Origin of the sequence: Marinobacter salicampi (assembly GCF_011074795.1) — a bacterium.
GTDB lineage: Bacteria > Pseudomonadota > Gammaproteobacteria > Pseudomonadales > Oleiphilaceae > Marinobacter > Marinobacter salicampi.
The window spans coordinates 209,863-224,853 of the sequence record NZ_JAAMPF010000012.1 but is presented as its reverse complement, the minus strand read 5'-3'; the positions used below and the strand labels follow the sequence as shown (position 1 = coordinate 224,853).

The 14,991-nt window shown below is 58.2% G+C and carries 15 protein-coding genes; 7 read left to right on the top strand and 8 right to left on the bottom strand.

All coding sequences use genetic code 11. The features are described 5' to 3' along the window. Nucleotides 1-9 precede the first annotated feature (9 nt). Both G7W63_RS05745 and G7W63_RS05740 read right to left on the bottom strand, forming a co-directional pair. Nucleotides 10-174 carry a hypothetical protein gene (locus G7W63_RS05745; protein ID WP_166254509.1) on the bottom strand — a complete coding sequence of 55 codons (165 nt, stop codon included), beginning with the start codon at nucleotides 172-174 and terminating at the stop codon, nucleotides 10-12. Between the two features lie 102 nt (nucleotides 175-276). Then, nucleotides 277-1,251 (bottom strand): GlxA family transcriptional regulator, encoded by a 975-nt coding sequence (locus G7W63_RS05740; protein ID WP_166254506.1) that lies wholly within the window; start codon nucleotides 1,249-1,251, stop codon nucleotides 277-279. A gap of 106 nt (nucleotides 1,252-1,357) precedes the next feature. Here G7W63_RS05740 and G7W63_RS05735 point away from each other — a divergent pair, with 106 nt between their 5' ends. The 3 genes from G7W63_RS05735 to G7W63_RS05725 all read left to right on the top strand — a co-directional run bounded on the left by G7W63_RS05735 (nucleotide 1,358) and on the right by G7W63_RS05725 (nucleotide 4,148). Then, nucleotides 1,358-3,160: an acyl-CoA dehydrogenase gene (locus G7W63_RS05735; protein ID WP_166254503.1), complete on the top strand. Its 1,803-nt coding sequence runs from the start codon at nucleotides 1,358-1,360 to the stop codon at nucleotides 3,158-3,160. A gap of 132 nt (nucleotides 3,161-3,292) precedes the next feature. Next, complete coding sequence (locus G7W63_RS05730) at nucleotides 3,293-3,607, top strand: hypothetical protein (protein ID WP_166254500.1); 315 nt, start codon at nucleotides 3,293-3,295, stop codon at nucleotides 3,605-3,607. A gap of 118 nt (nucleotides 3,608-3,725) precedes the next feature. Beyond that, entirely contained in the window at nucleotides 3,726-4,148 is a 423-nt protein-coding gene (locus G7W63_RS05725; protein ID WP_166254497.1) for a hypothetical protein, read from the top strand. Between the two features lie 105 nt (nucleotides 4,149-4,253). On the opposite strand, the gene G7W63_RS05720 is transcribed toward G7W63_RS05725, so the two are convergent. Beyond that, nucleotides 4,254-6,413, bottom strand: coding sequence for a PhoX family protein (locus tag G7W63_RS05720; RefSeq protein WP_166254494.1), 2,160 nt, complete (start codon nucleotides 6,411-6,413; stop codon nucleotides 4,254-4,256). 321 nt (nucleotides 6,414-6,734) lie between these two features. Between G7W63_RS05720 and G7W63_RS05715 the strand changes: the two genes are divergently transcribed. Then, nucleotides 6,735-8,387 carry a methyl-accepting chemotaxis protein gene (locus G7W63_RS05715; protein ID WP_166254492.1) on the top strand — a complete coding sequence of 551 codons (1,653 nt, stop codon included), beginning with the start codon at nucleotides 6,735-6,737 and terminating at the stop codon, nucleotides 8,385-8,387. Between the two features lie 32 nt (nucleotides 8,388-8,419). Here G7W63_RS05715 and G7W63_RS05710 read toward each other — a convergent pair whose 3' ends face one another. Beyond that, nucleotides 8,420-9,307, bottom strand: coding sequence for a LysR family transcriptional regulator ArgP (locus G7W63_RS05710; protein WP_166254489.1), 888 nt, complete (start codon nucleotides 9,305-9,307; stop codon nucleotides 8,420-8,422). Nucleotides 9,308-9,403: 96 nt separating this feature from the next. Here G7W63_RS05710 and G7W63_RS05705 point away from each other — a divergent pair, with 96 nt between their 5' ends. Further along, nucleotides 9,404-10,033, top strand: coding sequence for a LysE/ArgO family amino acid transporter (locus tag G7W63_RS05705; protein WP_166254486.1), 630 nt, complete (start codon nucleotides 9,404-9,406; stop codon nucleotides 10,031-10,033). Between the two features lie 45 nt (nucleotides 10,034-10,078). Next, nucleotides 10,079-10,450 carry a DUF4870 family protein gene (locus tag G7W63_RS05700; protein WP_166254483.1) on the top strand — a complete coding sequence of 124 codons (372 nt, stop codon included), beginning with the start codon at nucleotides 10,079-10,081 and terminating at the stop codon, nucleotides 10,448-10,450. 34 nt (nucleotides 10,451-10,484) lie between these two features. Here the strand turns inward: G7W63_RS05700 and G7W63_RS05695 are convergent, their stop codons facing one another. Further along, the gene (locus tag G7W63_RS05695) at nucleotides 10,485-10,652 is read right to left on the bottom strand and encodes a hypothetical protein (RefSeq protein WP_166254480.1); all 168 of its coding nucleotides are present in this window, start codon (nucleotides 10,650-10,652) and stop codon (nucleotides 10,485-10,487) included. A gap of 201 nt (nucleotides 10,653-10,853) precedes the next feature. Next, a complete protein-coding gene (locus tag G7W63_RS05690; RefSeq protein WP_166254477.1) occupies nucleotides 10,854-12,170 on the bottom strand; it encodes an MFS transporter in 1,317 nt (438 codons plus the stop codon). A gap of 160 nt (nucleotides 12,171-12,330) precedes the next feature. Between G7W63_RS05690 and G7W63_RS05685 the strand changes: the two genes are divergently transcribed. Beyond that, nucleotides 12,331-13,173 carry a 23S rRNA (adenine(2030)-N(6))-methyltransferase RlmJ gene (locus G7W63_RS05685; RefSeq protein ID WP_166254474.1) on the top strand — a complete coding sequence of 281 codons (843 nt, stop codon included), beginning with the start codon at nucleotides 12,331-12,333 and terminating at the stop codon, nucleotides 13,171-13,173. Nucleotides 13,174-13,220: 47 nt separating this feature from the next. Here G7W63_RS05685 and G7W63_RS05680 read toward each other — a convergent pair whose 3' ends face one another. Together G7W63_RS05680 and G7W63_RS05675 are read right to left on the bottom strand one after the other, a co-directional pair. Beyond that, nucleotides 13,221-14,345 (bottom strand): TRAP transporter substrate-binding protein, encoded by a 1,125-nt coding sequence (locus tag G7W63_RS05680; protein WP_166254471.1) that lies wholly within the window; start codon nucleotides 14,343-14,345, stop codon nucleotides 13,221-13,223. A gap of 153 nt (nucleotides 14,346-14,498) precedes the next feature. Continuing rightward, entirely contained in the window at nucleotides 14,499-14,876 is a 378-nt protein-coding gene (locus G7W63_RS05675) for a DUF4168 domain-containing protein (protein ID WP_166254468.1), read from the bottom strand. Nucleotides 14,877-14,991: the final 115 nt, after the last annotated feature.

Genomic DNA, 14,991 nt, shown 5'->3' with positions numbered 1-14,991 from the left:
TGGACGAGGCTAGCGCCGGGCCTTCATGGCGTTGCTGATCGCCTGTGCTTCAGCTTCTAAAACACGGTACTGCAGGCTGCCAATCTGTTTGCTGGCCTGCAGAAGCTGCTTCTGTTTGAGTCCATACAAACGGCTGAGCAGATCCATCTGATGGGTGTTGCATTGTGTGGCCATGGCTTTTCTCCACCTGGGCCTGCGTCGGGGTCCTTTACAGTTTTTTGTCACAGACTCCTGTCTGAGGAATTCTGAGCATAAAACGTGCCACGAAATGCCTTTTTAGCGCCCAAAACGAGCACGGTAGTCACTTGGGGGCAGGCCCGTGTGTCGCTTGAATAGCCGGGTGAAAGAGCTCACATCGTCATACCCTATCCGGTGGGTCACCGCTTCCACCGATAGGCCGGTGGTCTCAAGCAGCTCCCGGGCCGCTTCAACGCGCATGAGCTGGAGATAGTTCCGCGGGGTATCGCCGGTCGCCGCCTTGAAGCGACGTAACAGTGAGCGGGCGCTCAGGCCGCTGATACGACAGAGGTCGGCGGTATCAACGGCTTGGCAGTGATTCCGGTCGAGCCAGCTCTGAAGCTCAAGAATGGTTTCATCCTGGTGGTAGCGGCGGGTCTGTAGCGCCGTGTAGGGCGCCTGACTGCGACGACCGGCATCCACCACAAAAGCTTTGGCCAGCTCCCGGGCAATGCCTGCACCAGCATAGCGCTCAACCAGGAAGACCCCCAGATCCAGCCAGGCCATGCCGCCGCCGGCACAGGCTATGGCGCCGTCCACGGTGACCAGTTGCTCGGGCCGGCAGTGAACCTGGGGGTAGCGGGTGCGGAACAGGTCACTGTAACCCCAGTGGGTGGTGGCCTCACGGTTCTCCAGAAGTCCCGCCTCAGCCAGCAAAAAGGCCCCGGTGCAGTTGCTGGCTATATCACGGCCCTGCCGAGCCTGCTCCTCAAGCCAGCGCATTTCATCCTGACAGGTAGCCAGAGTGCTGAGTATCGGGCCGCCGATGGTAGGCACCAGAATCAGTTCGCCGGGGTCGGACTGGTGCAGGCTGCCATGGGCGGGAATGGTAATGCCATTCAGGCAGGGGCAGGGCTCTCCATCTCTGGTCAGAAGCCGGACACTGAAACGCTGCCTGGGCGTCTCGCCCTGTATTCTGGCCCAGGTCACGCCCGCGAGCTGGAACAGATCAATCATTCCGGTAATGGTACTGGCGAGGGCGCCGGGAAAGCCGAGAACGGAAACACGAACCATGGAGTCACTCAAGTTTGGCGGATCTCACCAAGATTGTGTCAGATATGACGGTTTTCTCAAGGGCCAGGCTATGACAGTCTTAGCGCTCTGACCTGGAGACGAGTGCATGACTGATACCCTGATCGATCGCCGTGACCTGGATTTTCAACTCTATGAAGTGCTGGACACCGAAGCCCTTTGCCAGCGTGAGCGCTTTACCGAGCATAGCCGTGAGACCTTCGACGCTGTTGTTGAGACCGCCGACAAAATGGCGCGGGAAAAATTTGCCACCCACAACAGCGCCGCCGACAAGAACGAGCCAAGATTCGTCAATGGCCAGGTTGAAATGCTGCCCGAGGTGAAAGAGGCGTTCGATGCCTACGCCCAGGCAGGCTTTATTGCCGGCCGTTACGATTACGAGCTCGGGGGTATGCAGCTACCGGAATCCGTCATGGCCGCCTGCAACGGGTTTTTTACCGCTGCCAATCCGGGCACCGCGGGTTATCCATTCCTGACCACCGCTGCCGCCAACCTGATCCGAGTGTTTGGCTCCCCTGAGCAGCAGGCCAAGTACCTGGCGCCCATGCTGTCAGGAAAGTATGCCGGCACCATGGCCCTCACCGAGCCCCACGCAGGCTCGTCCCTTGCGGACATCCGGACCTCGGCAACCCCAACCGGGGAAGGCGACTACCTCATCAAGGGCGCCAAGATCTATATTTCCGGCGGCGAGCAATCCATCACTGACAACATTGTTCATATGGTGCTGGCCAAGGTCAAAGGCGCACCTCCAGGTGTTAAAGGCATCTCCCTGTTCATCGTGCCCAAATTTCTCAGCGACGATAACGATCAGCTGACGGAACGTAACGGCGTTGCCCTGGCCGGGCTTATCCATAAGCTCGGGTATCGCGGCACCACATCGACCGCCCTCAGTTTTGGGGACGACGCGCCCTGCCATGGCTACCTGATTGGCGAAGCCCACCAGGGCCTCAAGTACATGTTCCAGATGATGAACGAGGCCCGCCTTGGGGTGGGTTTCGGAGCAGCGGTCATTGGCTATAGAGGCTATCTGCACAGTCTGGACTATGCGAAGGACCGGCTGCAGGGCCGCAAACCCTCAGAGCGGGATCCTGCTTCTGCGCCGGTGGCCATCATTGAACATGCGGATGTCCGTCGCATGTTGCTGGCCCAGAAGTCCTATGTCGAGGGGGGTATGTCCCTGTGCCTGTATGGGGCCCGCCTAGTGGACGACCAGCATTCCCATCCCGACCCTACAAAACGGGAAGAAGCCGGCAAGCTGCTGGATCTCCTGACTCCGGTTATGAAAGCCTGGCCGTCGGAATACGGTCCCAAGGCCAATGACCTGGCGATCCAGGTTTACGGTGGCGCGGGCTATACACGGGAGTACCCGGTTGAGCAGTGCTGGCGGGATAACCGGTTGAACCCGATCCACGAAGGCACCAACGGTATCCAGGCGCTGGATTTGTTGGGACGCAAGGTCTGGCAGGACCAGAGTCACGGTCTCCAGCTACTGATGAAAGCCATGCAGGTGGATCTGGAGGCGGCAACCTCACCCCGGTGCCAGCAGTGGGCACTGTCTCTCAGCGAAACCCTGCAGAGAGCCGTTCAGGTAACCCAGGCTCTGGGTAAAGCCTTGATGAGCGAGAACCCGGACAGCGTGCTGGCGAACGCATCCTGTTACCTGCACCTGTTCGGCCACATCACCATTGCCTGGATGTGGCTACGTCAGGCCAACGTGGCGCAACAGGCCCTGGCGGCCGGGGCAACCGGCACGGACGTGGCGTTCTACGAGGGCAAGCTACAGGCTGCCCAGTACTTTTTCCATTGGGAACTGCCGGGCGTGGCCCAGGATATTGTCTTGCTGGAAAATCGCGACGACACCTGCCTCAACATGAAGGCTGAATGGTTCTGATTATGGTTGCAAACTGCGCTTAACCTGTTGTCGTACATAAAATATATGTAATTGTCTGCGTGTTGTGAGTAACAATTCTTGTCCGTAGACTGGGGTGGGAGAATTGAAACACACCACATGAAGGAACGATCTATGAACAAGTTGACGCTGAGCGCACTGGCACTGTTACTTACCCTCGGTCTGGCAGGCTGCAGTGATGATGACTCTGAAGGCGTGGACATGGAACAGGCGGGTGACAACGCGGGCGAAATGGCCGACGACGCCGGTGATTCAATAGAGGAAGGTGCGGAAGATGCGACCGGCCAGCAGGAAGGCGCTTGGGAACAAACCAAGGAAAGCGCTGACGAAGCTGGTGATGCTATGGGCGAAGCCGCTGAAGACACTGGCGACGCCATAGAAGAAGGCGCGGAAGACACCAAAGATGCAGCAGAAGACGCTACAAACTAATGAGCCGCCAAGGCTTGAAGCATTTGTAGTCAGACCGGGAGTCCTGGTTACAGAATTGGTTTCCAGATACGCCGCCAGGGCAAGGGGCTCCCAGCCCTTTGCCCTGGCGGCTGTTTTTATGAGCCTCGCACTCTCAGGTTGCGCTCTCAGTCCTGATCCCCCTCTTGAGCTGGACTCTACCAGCGTCTCGCCTTCTGCCTCCCAAACCTCCTTCACTACTGAGATAGAGCAAACTCCCGGACGCCATGAGCTGCTGCGAAGACTGGAGCACGAACTTGTCGAACAGATGGAGGCCCTGGGTTACACGGCCACTGAATCAGACGCTGACCTTCAGCTTCGAGTTGGAATGGACGGGTTTGCTGCGGTTGAGCCACTGAATGAGCCGCGCACCGGGCGTGTTGAGTTGCGGATGAATTCGGGGGATCACCTGTTGCGGCTGGGACGCACGCCGACATTGAACGAAATTGCCCTTGATCACATGAGTGAGGACGAAATTTCCGCTATCGTCACGATCTTTCTTGAAGGGCTTCCTGACCGCTGACGAAATATTCCTGATTGCGAGTCTGAAGTTGGACTGGCTCCATTGTAAAGCTGAGCCAGTCGGGTAGAGCAGGCTTTACCCGACTGGCCTGGCGGTTTATCAATCTCAGACGGCTATTTCGCCGCCATCTTCCCGATAGATGACCACGGTTGCCGACCTGGGCCGGTTGCCGCCCTCGCCGAATGCGGTCGCGTCCCTGGACGATGCTGGCCATACGCTCCTGTCCATATTGAACAGTTCTCGGGTGCCACCTTCACCAGGATGTTGGACGTTAACAAACAGCGTCCGGGCATCAGGCGTGAGGTAGATGCCTGTGATTTCGCAGCCACTGGGGCCTACAAAGAAGCGTTTGAGCTGAATGCTCCCGGCGTCCTGGCCGACCAATGAGTCGACGCTGGCGGTACCGTCTGCGCCGCTGGTGGTGATGGTTTTCCGGCTGCCGTCGCCCACACTGCCGGGAATGGCCACAAGCATCTGGTTGTTGGTGGTGTCCCTGAGAGCGCCATCGTCGGTCTGAATCCAGATCAGCCCCCGGTGATCGATGAACAGGCCATCCGGACTGGAAAACTCGTTGTCAGCGGTCAGACCGGAGACGTTGTAGTCATCGTCACGGTCGGCGGCTGATCCAAACAGGAAAATATCCCAAGTGAAGCTGGTTGCGGCGCTGTTGTTGTCAATTTCTTTCCAGCGAATGATGTGGCCGTTGGCGTTAATCGCTCGAGGGTTGGCGGCGTCGGTCTCGTCGGCAGGACGGTTGGACTGGTTGCCATTGGTGAGGGTCAGGTAAACCTCTCGAGTGGTAGGGTGGACTGCTGCCCACTCCGGACGATCCATTTTTGTGGCGCCCACATGGTCTGCCGCAAGCCTGGCTGCGATCATGACATCGCCCTGATTGCGGAAGGTAAACAGCGGGTTGCTCTCGTCCAGACCGTTAATGCCATAGCTCAACTCTTTCCACTCGCCAGTACCGTCATCGTTAAAGATAGCTACGTAGAGTTTGCCGTCGTCCAGGTACTTGTCGCCGGTGGTCAGTCCACCGGAGGCCTCAGCCGGGTCCCAGTTGGCGTTGGAAACGTATTTATAGACGTACTCGCCCCGGGAGTCGTCGCCCATGTAGAACACCAGAGGCTTGCCGGCTTCGGCGGGGGCTGCCCAGGCGCCTTCGTGCGAGAAGCGTCCGAACGCGGTACGGACCCGGGGCCGCTGGGCCGGACGGAAGGGGTCGATTTCTGTCACATAGCCATGCAGGTTGGGTTCGTTCCGGAAGTCGCTCAGGGGGTCTGTGCCGGCCGCGGTAGCGTCGAAGCGGGCATAGACGTCGCTGCCAGAGTCGATGGTATCCCACTCGCGATAGGCCCAGGCCGATCCGACGCCGTAACGCTTTACCAGGGTGTTTTCGTCCGCGCTGCGACTGGCAGCATCGTCGCCCTTGGTGAAATAGGCGTACCAGTTTTCCTCGGCAGCAATGTAGGTGCCCCAGGGGGTATAGCCACTGGCACAGTTGTTCATGGTGCCCCAGCGCTTGGTGCCCTGGGGAGAGCTCTTGCTGCGAAGCAGGTCGGAACCCGCGGCCGGGCCTTTGACATCCATCTCGGTGAAGATGGTGACGCGACGGTTATAGGGAGAGCTGCGCACCACCTGCCACTCACCATTATTTCGGCGTACCTCAATGCAGGAGACGCCATGGCCGTTCATCTCACGGTCGACCTGGACTTTCGGACGGCTGCCGCTATTGTCGGCGGCGCTGATGACACCTGTTTCGTGAAGGGTGTTGTCCTCGAGGTTTTCATGGTTGATGCACAGAATGCCCCGATCGGACCGGTTCGGGTCGTACTGACCAGTGTCGCTAATGCCGAAGAACCACATGCCATCATGTTCATCACCTGAGCGTCGGTCGAAATCTACGTCGGTACCGTTGTTGAGATACTCGCTGATGCCATCCTCGATTGGATCACCTTTGGCAAACAGAACCTCGGCACGGTAGCCGGCCGGCACCCGGACGCGGTCTTCAAGAGAGGTGGGCACCGCCTCGAACCCAAGGCTCCGGGGCGTGCCGGTCGTCGGTTGGCCGCTGCCTGGCTGGGCTGGGGTTGAATCAGAGGACGAGCTGCCACAGGCTGACAACCCCAGTGCCCCTATCACACCGATGGTTGCAGCAGAGGCTGAGCCCTTGAGCAGTTGGCGGCGTGAAAGCCGTGCGGAAACCACGGAGTCAAAGGTACGGTTGCTGCTGGTGTTACTGTCCTCAACGGGATGGTGGCCCATGTCTTACTCCTTGTTCTCTCACCTGAAAAATGCCGGCCGTGGGGCAGACGTTGGCGCCATCTTTATCGTGGATGGCTGTGGTGGGAGATTGAAGGCCTTACATGACAGTTTCCCGACGGGAAGATGACAGTTGCTTAAAAGTTCGGATGGAGGGGCTTCTGTGCAAAGTTTTACATTAATGATGCATCGCAAATGCAATGAATAGCCTAAAGTAGAAGTTATACAGGCGCCAAAGTTGCATAGGATGCTGTAATCGAAGACCGGTGGCAGAAGATTGCCGGCTTTGTTGGCGGTTATCTTTCTGGGGTTCTGGAGGTTGGCATGGGGTTAATAGGTCCTGCGGTTGCTGTATGGGGGAGCATCCTTGGTGTGTCAGTTGCGGTTTTGGGGGTTGTCGTGGCGCCATTTCTAGGGCTTGACCCGGTGTCGGTTCTTATTGGCCTGATTCTGGGCATGGCCTACGCCGCAGGGTACTTGATTGTAAGGGCCCTGGAGCCGGTCGACCGCGCATTGAAGGCGCTGGAGGCCGGTGAAACACAGAAGGGCAACCTCCTTTGTGATCGTATACCAGGCCTGATTGCAGACGCTGATACGGGGCGCAATCTCGTGGCATCTCTGTCATCCGGGGCGGACTCCAATGCCATTTCTGCCGCTGAAGTCTCCTACGCCGCAGATCAGCTCAAGGCCCGTCTTGACCGCCAAGTGGGCGAAACCGCACAGATGGCGGATTACGCCGGCCAGATTACGGATACTGTCCGTCAGTCATCGGAACAGGCAGCAGGCGCATCGGCCACGGCCCGACAGGCAAGCAGCCTGAGTCAGGACGGCAAATCGGCGCTCACCAACGCCATCGAGAATATCCGCCTGGTGCACCAGCAATCAGAAGAGACCCTCGGGCTGATCAAGGAACTCAACGGCAAATCCGAGAAGATCCAGGGTGTGACCAGCGTCATTCAGGGTATCGCTGAGCAGACCAATCTGTTGGCGCTCAATGCAGCCATTGAAGCTGCCCGGGCCGGAGAGCAGGGCCGGGGCTTTGCCGTGGTCGCTGACGAAGTTCGCCAATTGGCAGGCCGAACGGCCCAGGCTACAGGTGAGGTTGCCGAGACCCTGGACGCCATACGGGTGGATACCGGGGTTATCGTTTCCCGTATCCAGAAACTGGCTGAAAGCGTCGACAGCGGTTTGCAGTCGGTCGAAGGGGTAGGGGATCGCCTGGGAGAAATCCAGCACCAGTCCGACCAGGTCGAACGCCAGGTGGCGACTATTGCCGAGGGCGGCCAGCACAACGAAGCAAGTCTGCAGCAGATGTTCCAGGCCATTGAAGTGCTGCGGGATGAGATGTCCGAAAGCGATGCCAGCGTCAAATCCCTGGCCAGCCAGGCGGCCATGCTGATGGAACTGGCGGAGAACACCAACGCCGTTTTCGCACTCAATAGCGACGCCAGCTACCACCAGTTTTTCTATCATCAGGCCCGGGCAGGAGCAGACCGGATTGGCGAAATGTTTGAGCAGGCCCTGGCCGGCGGGAAGCTGGCCGATGCCAAGCTGTTTGACAAGTCCCGGACGCCCATCCCGAATACCAACCCGCAGAAATACAGCAGCGGCTTTGATCACTTCACTGATGAAAAGCTACCTGCGATCCAGGAGCCAGTCAGGACAGCCCATAACGCGATGGTTTACGCCATTCTCACTGCTCCGGACGGCTATGTACCGACCCATAACCGGGACTTTGCCCACAAGCCGTGCGGCGATCCGGCTGTCGACTTGGTGAAAAGTCGGAGCAAGCGGCTGTTCAATGACCGCACCGGCGCGCGTTGCGGCAGCCATACCCAGAACATGCTATTGCAGACCTACCGCCGTGACACCGGCGAAATCATGCATGATCTGTCCGTACCTGTCTTTGTCAAAGGTCGTCACTGGGGCGGGTTCCGTCTGGGTTACCGACCCAAGGAGCAGACTGAACAATCCTGATGTCAAGCTTTGGGGCAGGGCCTGCGGCACGGTCAAAGGCCAGGTTGCAGGTGATCGGCCCCAGCCTGCATCAGAACTGAGGTAAGTCTCTCCATAAACCCGCCGCCGTGACGCCAGTAGTGCCAGTAAAGGTTGACGGTGACTCCCCGACCCGGCGCCAGGTCGACGAGCTGTGCGTCAGGGTCGGCCAGCCTGGCCTGCAGGTCCGGGATCATGCCGTAGCCCAGACCGGCCAGCGCCAGACGCACGAAACCCTCGGAAGAGGGGCACAGGTGATAGGGAAAATACCCATGGTAATTCCATTGGCCAAGGAACCTGTGGTGGAGTTGATCATTGGGGCCGAACACGATGGCCGGTGCGGCCTCGAAGGCGGCGGGGGAAGGCCCCGCCGAAAAATACCGGTCGACATAGCTCTGCCGGGCCAACGCCCGATAGCGCATTTGGCCCAACGCCACTGACCGGGCCCCGGCGACCGGTTGCTCAGCGCTGCACAGGCAGGCAGCCACATCCCCTTCCCGCATTCTACGCAAGCCTACATCCTGATCTTCTATAACCATATCGAGTAAAAGCCCTTCGCGCTGACAGAAGGCGCCGATCGCCTCTGCCCACCAGGTCGCAAGGCTATCTGCGTTCAAGGCGATGCGCAGGCGGGTGGTGCGGCTGGTCAGAGAAGGGATCTGCTTGTGCAGGTCCCGTTCCAGCAATTGCACCTGCTGGATATGGTTCAGCAGTTGCTGGCCCGCTGGGGTTGCCCGCAGGGTAGGGTGGCGGCTGAGTACCGGCTGGCCCAGGCGAGTCTCCAGGAGCTTGATACGCTGGGAAACAGCTGATTGGGATAGCCCCAGCACCAGCCCGGCACGCTCGAAACCGCCGGTCTCAACCACCGCCATCAAAGCGTCGAGGAGTTTGTAGTCCAGCATAAGTTTAACTTATAGAGTATTAGGAGTATGAATTTTAAGTATAGCTGATCGCAGGTATTCTTGGGCCTCAACTATTCGTTCCACTGGAAAATGCCCATGTTACAAAGCTACCTTACCGGCCTGATGGTGTGCGGTGGGATTATCGTCGCGATCGGTGCACAGAATGCCTATATTCTCGGGCAGGCGTTCCGGCGTGAGCATCACTGGTGGTCCGCAGCCATGTGCATGAGTGCGGATGCGTTGCTCTTTACACTCGGGATGCTTGGGGTGACAGCTGCGCTAGTGGCGTTTCCGTCAGCACTTGATGTACTGCGGTGGAGTGGCGTGGCCTTTCTGCTCTGGCTGTCCTTCCTGGCCATGGGCCGTGCCCTGCGGGGTCGATCGGTGCTTCAGGCGGACGCTGTGTCCAGGCGCAGTCTCAAGGCGGTGCTTCTTACCACCCTGGCGGTAACACTGCTCAACCCCCAAGTGTATCTGGATACCCTCCTGCTGATTCCGGCAGTCGGTGCCCAGCAGCCGGAGCCGATGGTTTTCCTGGCCGGTGCCACCAGCGCCTCAGTGATCTGGTTTACCCTGCTGGCATGGGGAGGGGCCGCCCTGGCGCCGGTGCTCAATCGCCCTGCTGCCTGGCGGGTGATCGACGGTTCCATTGCCCTGATCATGCTTGCGATCGGGCTCCACCTGATGTTAAACGGTATTGTAATGCCCGAAGGATCGGTGTCCTGAACCGGTCCGTTTTATAATACCGGCAAACGTTTATGAGGTTGAGGAATGACTGATCGAGATGCTGATTTTACCAGCGGTGGCGCAGATGATCCGATTGTCCGGCGTGGCGAGCCCGGCCGTAATCTGGCGGTGGCAGTCTATGTGCTGCAGGCACTGTCGTTCTTTCTCGGCGGGATAACCGGTCTTGCCGGCGTCATTATCAATTACGTCAAGCTGGACGATGTGCGGGGAACCTGGATCGAGCCCCATTTCCGCTGGCAGATCCGGACCTTCTGGATCGGCTTGCTGTGGACGGTTATCGGTGTCGTAACCACTATGATCATTATCGGATGGTTTATTCTTCTGGCCATCGCGATCTGGATTATCTACCGCATCGTCAAGGGCGCTCTTGCGCTGAATGAGGGCAAGAGCCCCTGAGGCCACTGGCGGGAGGCAGGCAAGCAAAAAGCCGCTAACAGCCGAGGGTGCGCCCGAGGATACAGCGATTATCAGCACTTGAGTCGTCTTCGGGCACCAGGTAGGCAACATACGAGGTCGGCTCAGGATAAAGTGCCCCCACCCAGCTAACCGATGACAGACCGGTCAAACAGAACACCATGGCGAATGCAAAACGGTTCATGGTTTCCATCCATCTAATTAATGAACTTAAATTCATTATATATTAATTCCAAGCAATAACACGATTGCTCTGGTGACATACGCCGGGGCCTCTAGGGCAACAGGTGGCCAGGCGGACCCTGGAGAGGCGTGTACGATTTGGATGGCCAGCGGCTTTTCGATGTTTGACATGAATGCTGCAAGAGCTAAGAGCAGAGCCGGCTTAATACTCCTGTTCCACTTCCCTCAAGCGCAATGCGCTGAGGGTTCCGACCAGGCCCATCAGTCCCAGAAGGATGATGACGGCGGCGTTGGAAACCAGTGAGGCCAGAGCGCTCAGGCCCCCCGCCACAAGCAGCAGGACGCCGATCACGGTATTGCTGACTGCGGTGTAGTCAGTCCGTTTGTTACCACCAGCCATATCGACAAGATAGGTTTTACGGCCCAGGCGAACGCCGGCATGGGCGATGCTCAGGATGAAGAAGGCCAACGGGTATAGCCAGGCTGATAAGGTGCTGTTATCCGAAAACACCGCAAGGGTCCCGACAATCAGACAGATACCGCTTGCAATGGCGGCACCGCGGATCATGACCTGCCGGCTTGACCGGTCGGCCATCCAGCCCCAGACACTTGCACTCAGGGAACTGGCCAGGCTGCTAGCGAGCAGAAAAGCCCCGAGTAGCATGCCCGATTCGTTTTGTTGCTGTGCGAGCAGCACGAAGTAGGGGGCGGCCAGGGCAGAGCACAGCAATAGGGCGCGGGTGATGACGAACTGCCGGAACGGCGGGTCATCCCTCAGCAAGGTCAGGCTGCTGAATGCTTTTTTCAGGGCGTTGCCTCCGCCCCCTGTTTCCCCGGCCTCTTCTTCCACGCCAGCAAAGAGGCCGCCAGCTACCAGCCAGAGGCTGGATGCCAGCAGTAGCAAAATGACATAGAACACCAGTGACGGGTCGCCCCGGTCCCAGAACAGCAACAGGGTGAGCGCTACGGTGGCGGACCCGCCAATGGTTGAAGCCAGACCGGACAAGCGGCCCCGGCGCGCCTTGGGAACACATTTGCCCTGAACATCCTTCATCGCAATAGAGCAGAACCCCCGGGCCAGGGAAAAGCACACCAGGGCGGCTATTACCCCAGCCCCGGCGTTGTAGCCGTCGAGGAACCAGACGCTGGCAGCCATCGCCATGACGCTGCCTGCCTGCCCCAGGCTGCCCAGCACCCAGAACCACTTGCGAACCGGCTTGCGTCTTACCCATGCGCCGATAATCATCTGGGGAATGAGCGAACCGGATTCCCGAATAGGCACCAGCCAGGCCACCAGGGCTGGTGCCCCAACCGCGCCGAGCAGCCATGCAAGTACGGTTTTCGGGCTGATCAGCAGGTCCCCCAGCTTGGTCAGTACCAGGCTCGCCAGGATCAGGAAGAAATTGCGAGGCACCTCCCGGCAGGCATCATCCGAGATGTCAGTGCAGGCTCTTGCGTCCTCTTCATTGGCAATCAGAGCGTACAGTCTGTCTGCTGTGTCACGGTTAGCCTGGGACACGACGATCTCCGCTGGTTGAACTGGCTCATAAGTATGTTGATAGCCGTAAGTGGGTTCAAGACCCCGGCAGTTCGTTTGCCATGGCACAGGCAAGGGTTGCTGAATGCACCAAGCTGCGGCCTAATGGCGTCAGATTTTTGGTTCCAGGACATTTCTTCTCATGCTCAGCTATCTCCATGCCTTCCACGCCGGGAACTTTGCCGACGTCCAGAAGCACGCCGCCCTGTATCTTGCCTTGAAACTGATGAAAGCCAAGGCCAGCCCCATCAGCTGTTTTGATACCCACGCCGGAAGCGCCCTGTATGACCTGAGCAGTCCCCAGGCCCTTAAAACCGGCGAGGCCAGGGGAGGCGTCCAGGCCTTATGGCCCCACAGGAAGCACCTTCGGGCAGCGGATTGGCCTGGCTTCTGGTCCTGCGTCGAGGCCCTGAACCCGGGCACGACAGACCTCAGGTTCTATCCGGGGTCGCCGGCCTGGATGAGTTGTCTCACAGGCCCGGCTGATGCGATGACAGGGTTCGAGCTGCACCCGAACGAGAATTCACGACTGGCTACCTGGGCGGATCAGCACGGGTTGCAGGTAAGAAAAGAAGACGGGCTACGTGGCTTGCTGCGCAATCTGCCACCAAGGACTCCTCGATTGCTGGGGCTGATCGACCCCTCTTATGAGATCCGCAAGGACTACCGTGAGGTAGGAGAGACTCTGGTAAAGGCTTGGCGCAAATGTCGCCACGGGGTCTACCTTATCTGGTACCCCATACTGCCGGACCGCCCCCACCGGGAGCTGCTTGATATTGTGCTGGCCAGCCCGGTGCAGAAAGTCCTGCAAAGCGAGCTGCTACTTCATAAAGTTTCGGCCCGTGGCATGCTCGGCAGTGGCATGCTGGTAGTCAATCCGCCTTGGGGACTGCAGGAACGCCTCGACGCCATGCTGGCCGAAGCCGGCGAAGACCGGTTCCTGGCTGCGGACCACCGCCTCGCCTGGCTGGTGCCGGAGCAGTAACGGAAAGCCCGCGCCCTCAGGGGGCACTGCCCCGGGCCTTGTTCAAGCTATTCTTCGGAGGTGTTCTGCTCCCCTGACCCCAACTCGTCTATGCGTCGGGTTATGAAGTCCAGTAACTGCCTGCCCCGCTCGCCAGTGTTCTCGATGTAGATCTCACGGACGCCCATACTGGCTTCGCGAAAGGGTTCCCGCTGGGCATCGCTCAAGTGTACAATTTCGGTATCCGTTTCGTTTTTGATTTGCTCAAGCCTCTGGTCGTTGTACTCGGCCTGCTTTTCGTAAATGAAATCCACCATGCGTTCACGGACATCGTTGAGCCACTGTTTCTGTTGGTCGGGCAAACTGTCGTACCAGGTTTTATTGCTAATGACCGTGGATATGAATTGCGCATGCCGGGCCATGGTCATCACATCCTGTACTTCGTGGAAGCTCATCTCTTCTATGGCGAAAACCGGGTTGACCTGGCCATCGATCTGCTTGAGCTGCAGGCCGCTGTAGACTTCGGAGTAGGGCATCTGGGCCGGGTGCGCACCGTAGGCCTCATAGGCCTGGGCGACGATGGGAGAGGTCATGGTCCGCATCTTGAAGTCGCGAAAATCCTCGAGAGTTTCAAGAGGCTTATTGGCAGTCCACACCATCTCGCCCTCGGGTATGATGCCCAGCAGTTTAAGGCCCTTTTCGCCGTAGGGCTCGCTCAGCAAGTCATGGAGTTCGTCACTGGCCAGTACCTGCTTGTTGATCGAGTTGTCGTCTGATAACACGAAGTGGAGCGTGAAAATGCCAACTTCCGGGATCACTTTCGCCAGGTGGCCTGGCGAAGCGAAAGCCAGTTCCACGTTTGCTTCACGTACAATCTCGGTCAGTTTGGATGAGGTCCCAAGAGTGCCGTAGGGATATATTTCAACCCGTATAGTTCCGTCAGAGCTTTTTTCGATCCGCTTCTTGAACTCTTCCGCGTAGGCGTCCTGAACACTGCCCGTGATTTCCTCCAGGCCAAAGCGCCAGGTTACGGGTTCGTCCCGACTTGCGGGCTCGGAGCTGGTGTTTGTCTGGGAATGGGAGGAGGTTACATTCTGAGCCTGAGTTTCGCTTTCAGTGCCCTCAGAGCAGCCGGCAAGGACGAACACGGCCGAAATCGCAAGGCTTCCCAGCCAGCGCTTGAGTGTTGGCATGTGCAAATCTCCTTTTTGTTTTATGTTTCTTCCTTTGCTTTTCGCACATTCAAACGATAACACAGTATCTGATAGGCCGCTTCGGTGGCGCTGTCAGCCTTTTCGGGGCAAAAAAACCCCGCGTATGCGGGGTTCGTGACAGCCTTGGATATTTTACATCATCGAATCGATACGGTTGCGCACTTCAGGCTGGCTGTTGTAAGCGGTGGCAATCGCATTGTAAGTGGGGATGTCCAGGCCGGCGTCGTCAATTGCAGACGCCATCTCTTCATTGGCTTCCATCTGCAGCGACTGGGCCTTTTCCTGGGAGTCTGTGCTCTCGATCTTGCCCATATATTCTTCGCGAATTTCGTTGATGTCTTCCTGGGCATCAATGAACTGCTTCAGTTCTTTGTCATCATAGTTGGCCTGGGCGCCCTGGGTCTGTTGATTGCCTTGGGTCTGCTGGGAACCCTGGGTTTGTTGCGCAATTGCCGGTGCACTGGCAAGCATTGCAAGGCTCACGGTAACGGAGGCTAGAAGTGTTTTCATGAATAGGTCCTCTTTGTTGACTGGTCTCAAAGCATCTTTTCAGAAGATGCGACGACCGTGGGTTAATGCGCACTGGGACAATATACAACCTCCATGCCAACCGGCATTTTTACGG

Excerpts from the sequence above, each read along its gene's own strand:
- G7W63_RS05745 (WP_166254509.1), bottom strand. The coding sequence starts at position 174 with ATGGCCACACAATGCAACACCCATCAGATGGATCTGCTCAGCCGTTTG.
- G7W63_RS05740 (WP_166254506.1), bottom strand. The coding sequence starts at position 1,251 with ATGGTTCGTGTTTCCGTTCTCGGCTTTCCCGGCGCCCTCGCCAGTACC.
- G7W63_RS05735 (WP_166254503.1), top strand. The coding sequence starts at position 1,358 with ATGACTGATACCCTGATCGATCGCCGTGACCTGGATTTTCAACTCTAT.
- G7W63_RS05730 (WP_166254500.1), top strand. The coding sequence starts at position 3,293 with ATGAACAAGTTGACGCTGAGCGCACTGGCACTGTTACTTACCCTCGGT.
- G7W63_RS05725 (WP_166254497.1), top strand. The coding sequence starts at position 3,726 with ATGAGCCTCGCACTCTCAGGTTGCGCTCTCAGTCCTGATCCCCCTCTT.
- G7W63_RS05720 (WP_166254494.1), bottom strand. The coding sequence starts at position 6,413 with ATGGGCCACCATCCCGTTGAGGACAGTAACACCAGCAGCAACCGTACC.
- G7W63_RS05715 (WP_166254492.1), top strand. The coding sequence starts at position 6,735 with ATGGGGTTAATAGGTCCTGCGGTTGCTGTATGGGGGAGCATCCTTGGT.
- G7W63_RS05710 (WP_166254489.1), bottom strand. The coding sequence starts at position 9,307 with ATGCTGGACTACAAACTCCTCGACGCTTTGATGGCGGTGGTTGAGACC.
- G7W63_RS05705 (WP_166254486.1), top strand. The coding sequence starts at position 9,404 with ATGTTACAAAGCTACCTTACCGGCCTGATGGTGTGCGGTGGGATTATC.
- G7W63_RS05700 (WP_166254483.1), top strand. The coding sequence starts at position 10,079 with ATGACTGATCGAGATGCTGATTTTACCAGCGGTGGCGCAGATGATCCG.
- G7W63_RS05695 (WP_166254480.1), bottom strand. The coding sequence starts at position 10,652 with ATGAACCGTTTTGCATTCGCCATGGTGTTCTGTTTGACCGGTCTGTCA.
- G7W63_RS05685 (WP_166254474.1), top strand. The coding sequence starts at position 12,331 with ATGCTCAGCTATCTCCATGCCTTCCACGCCGGGAACTTTGCCGACGTC.
- G7W63_RS05680 (WP_166254471.1), bottom strand. The coding sequence starts at position 14,345 with ATGCCAACACTCAAGCGCTGGCTGGGAAGCCTTGCGATTTCGGCCGTG.
- G7W63_RS05675 (WP_166254468.1), bottom strand. The coding sequence starts at position 14,876 with ATGAAAACACTTCTAGCCTCCGTTACCGTGAGCCTTGCAATGCTTGCC.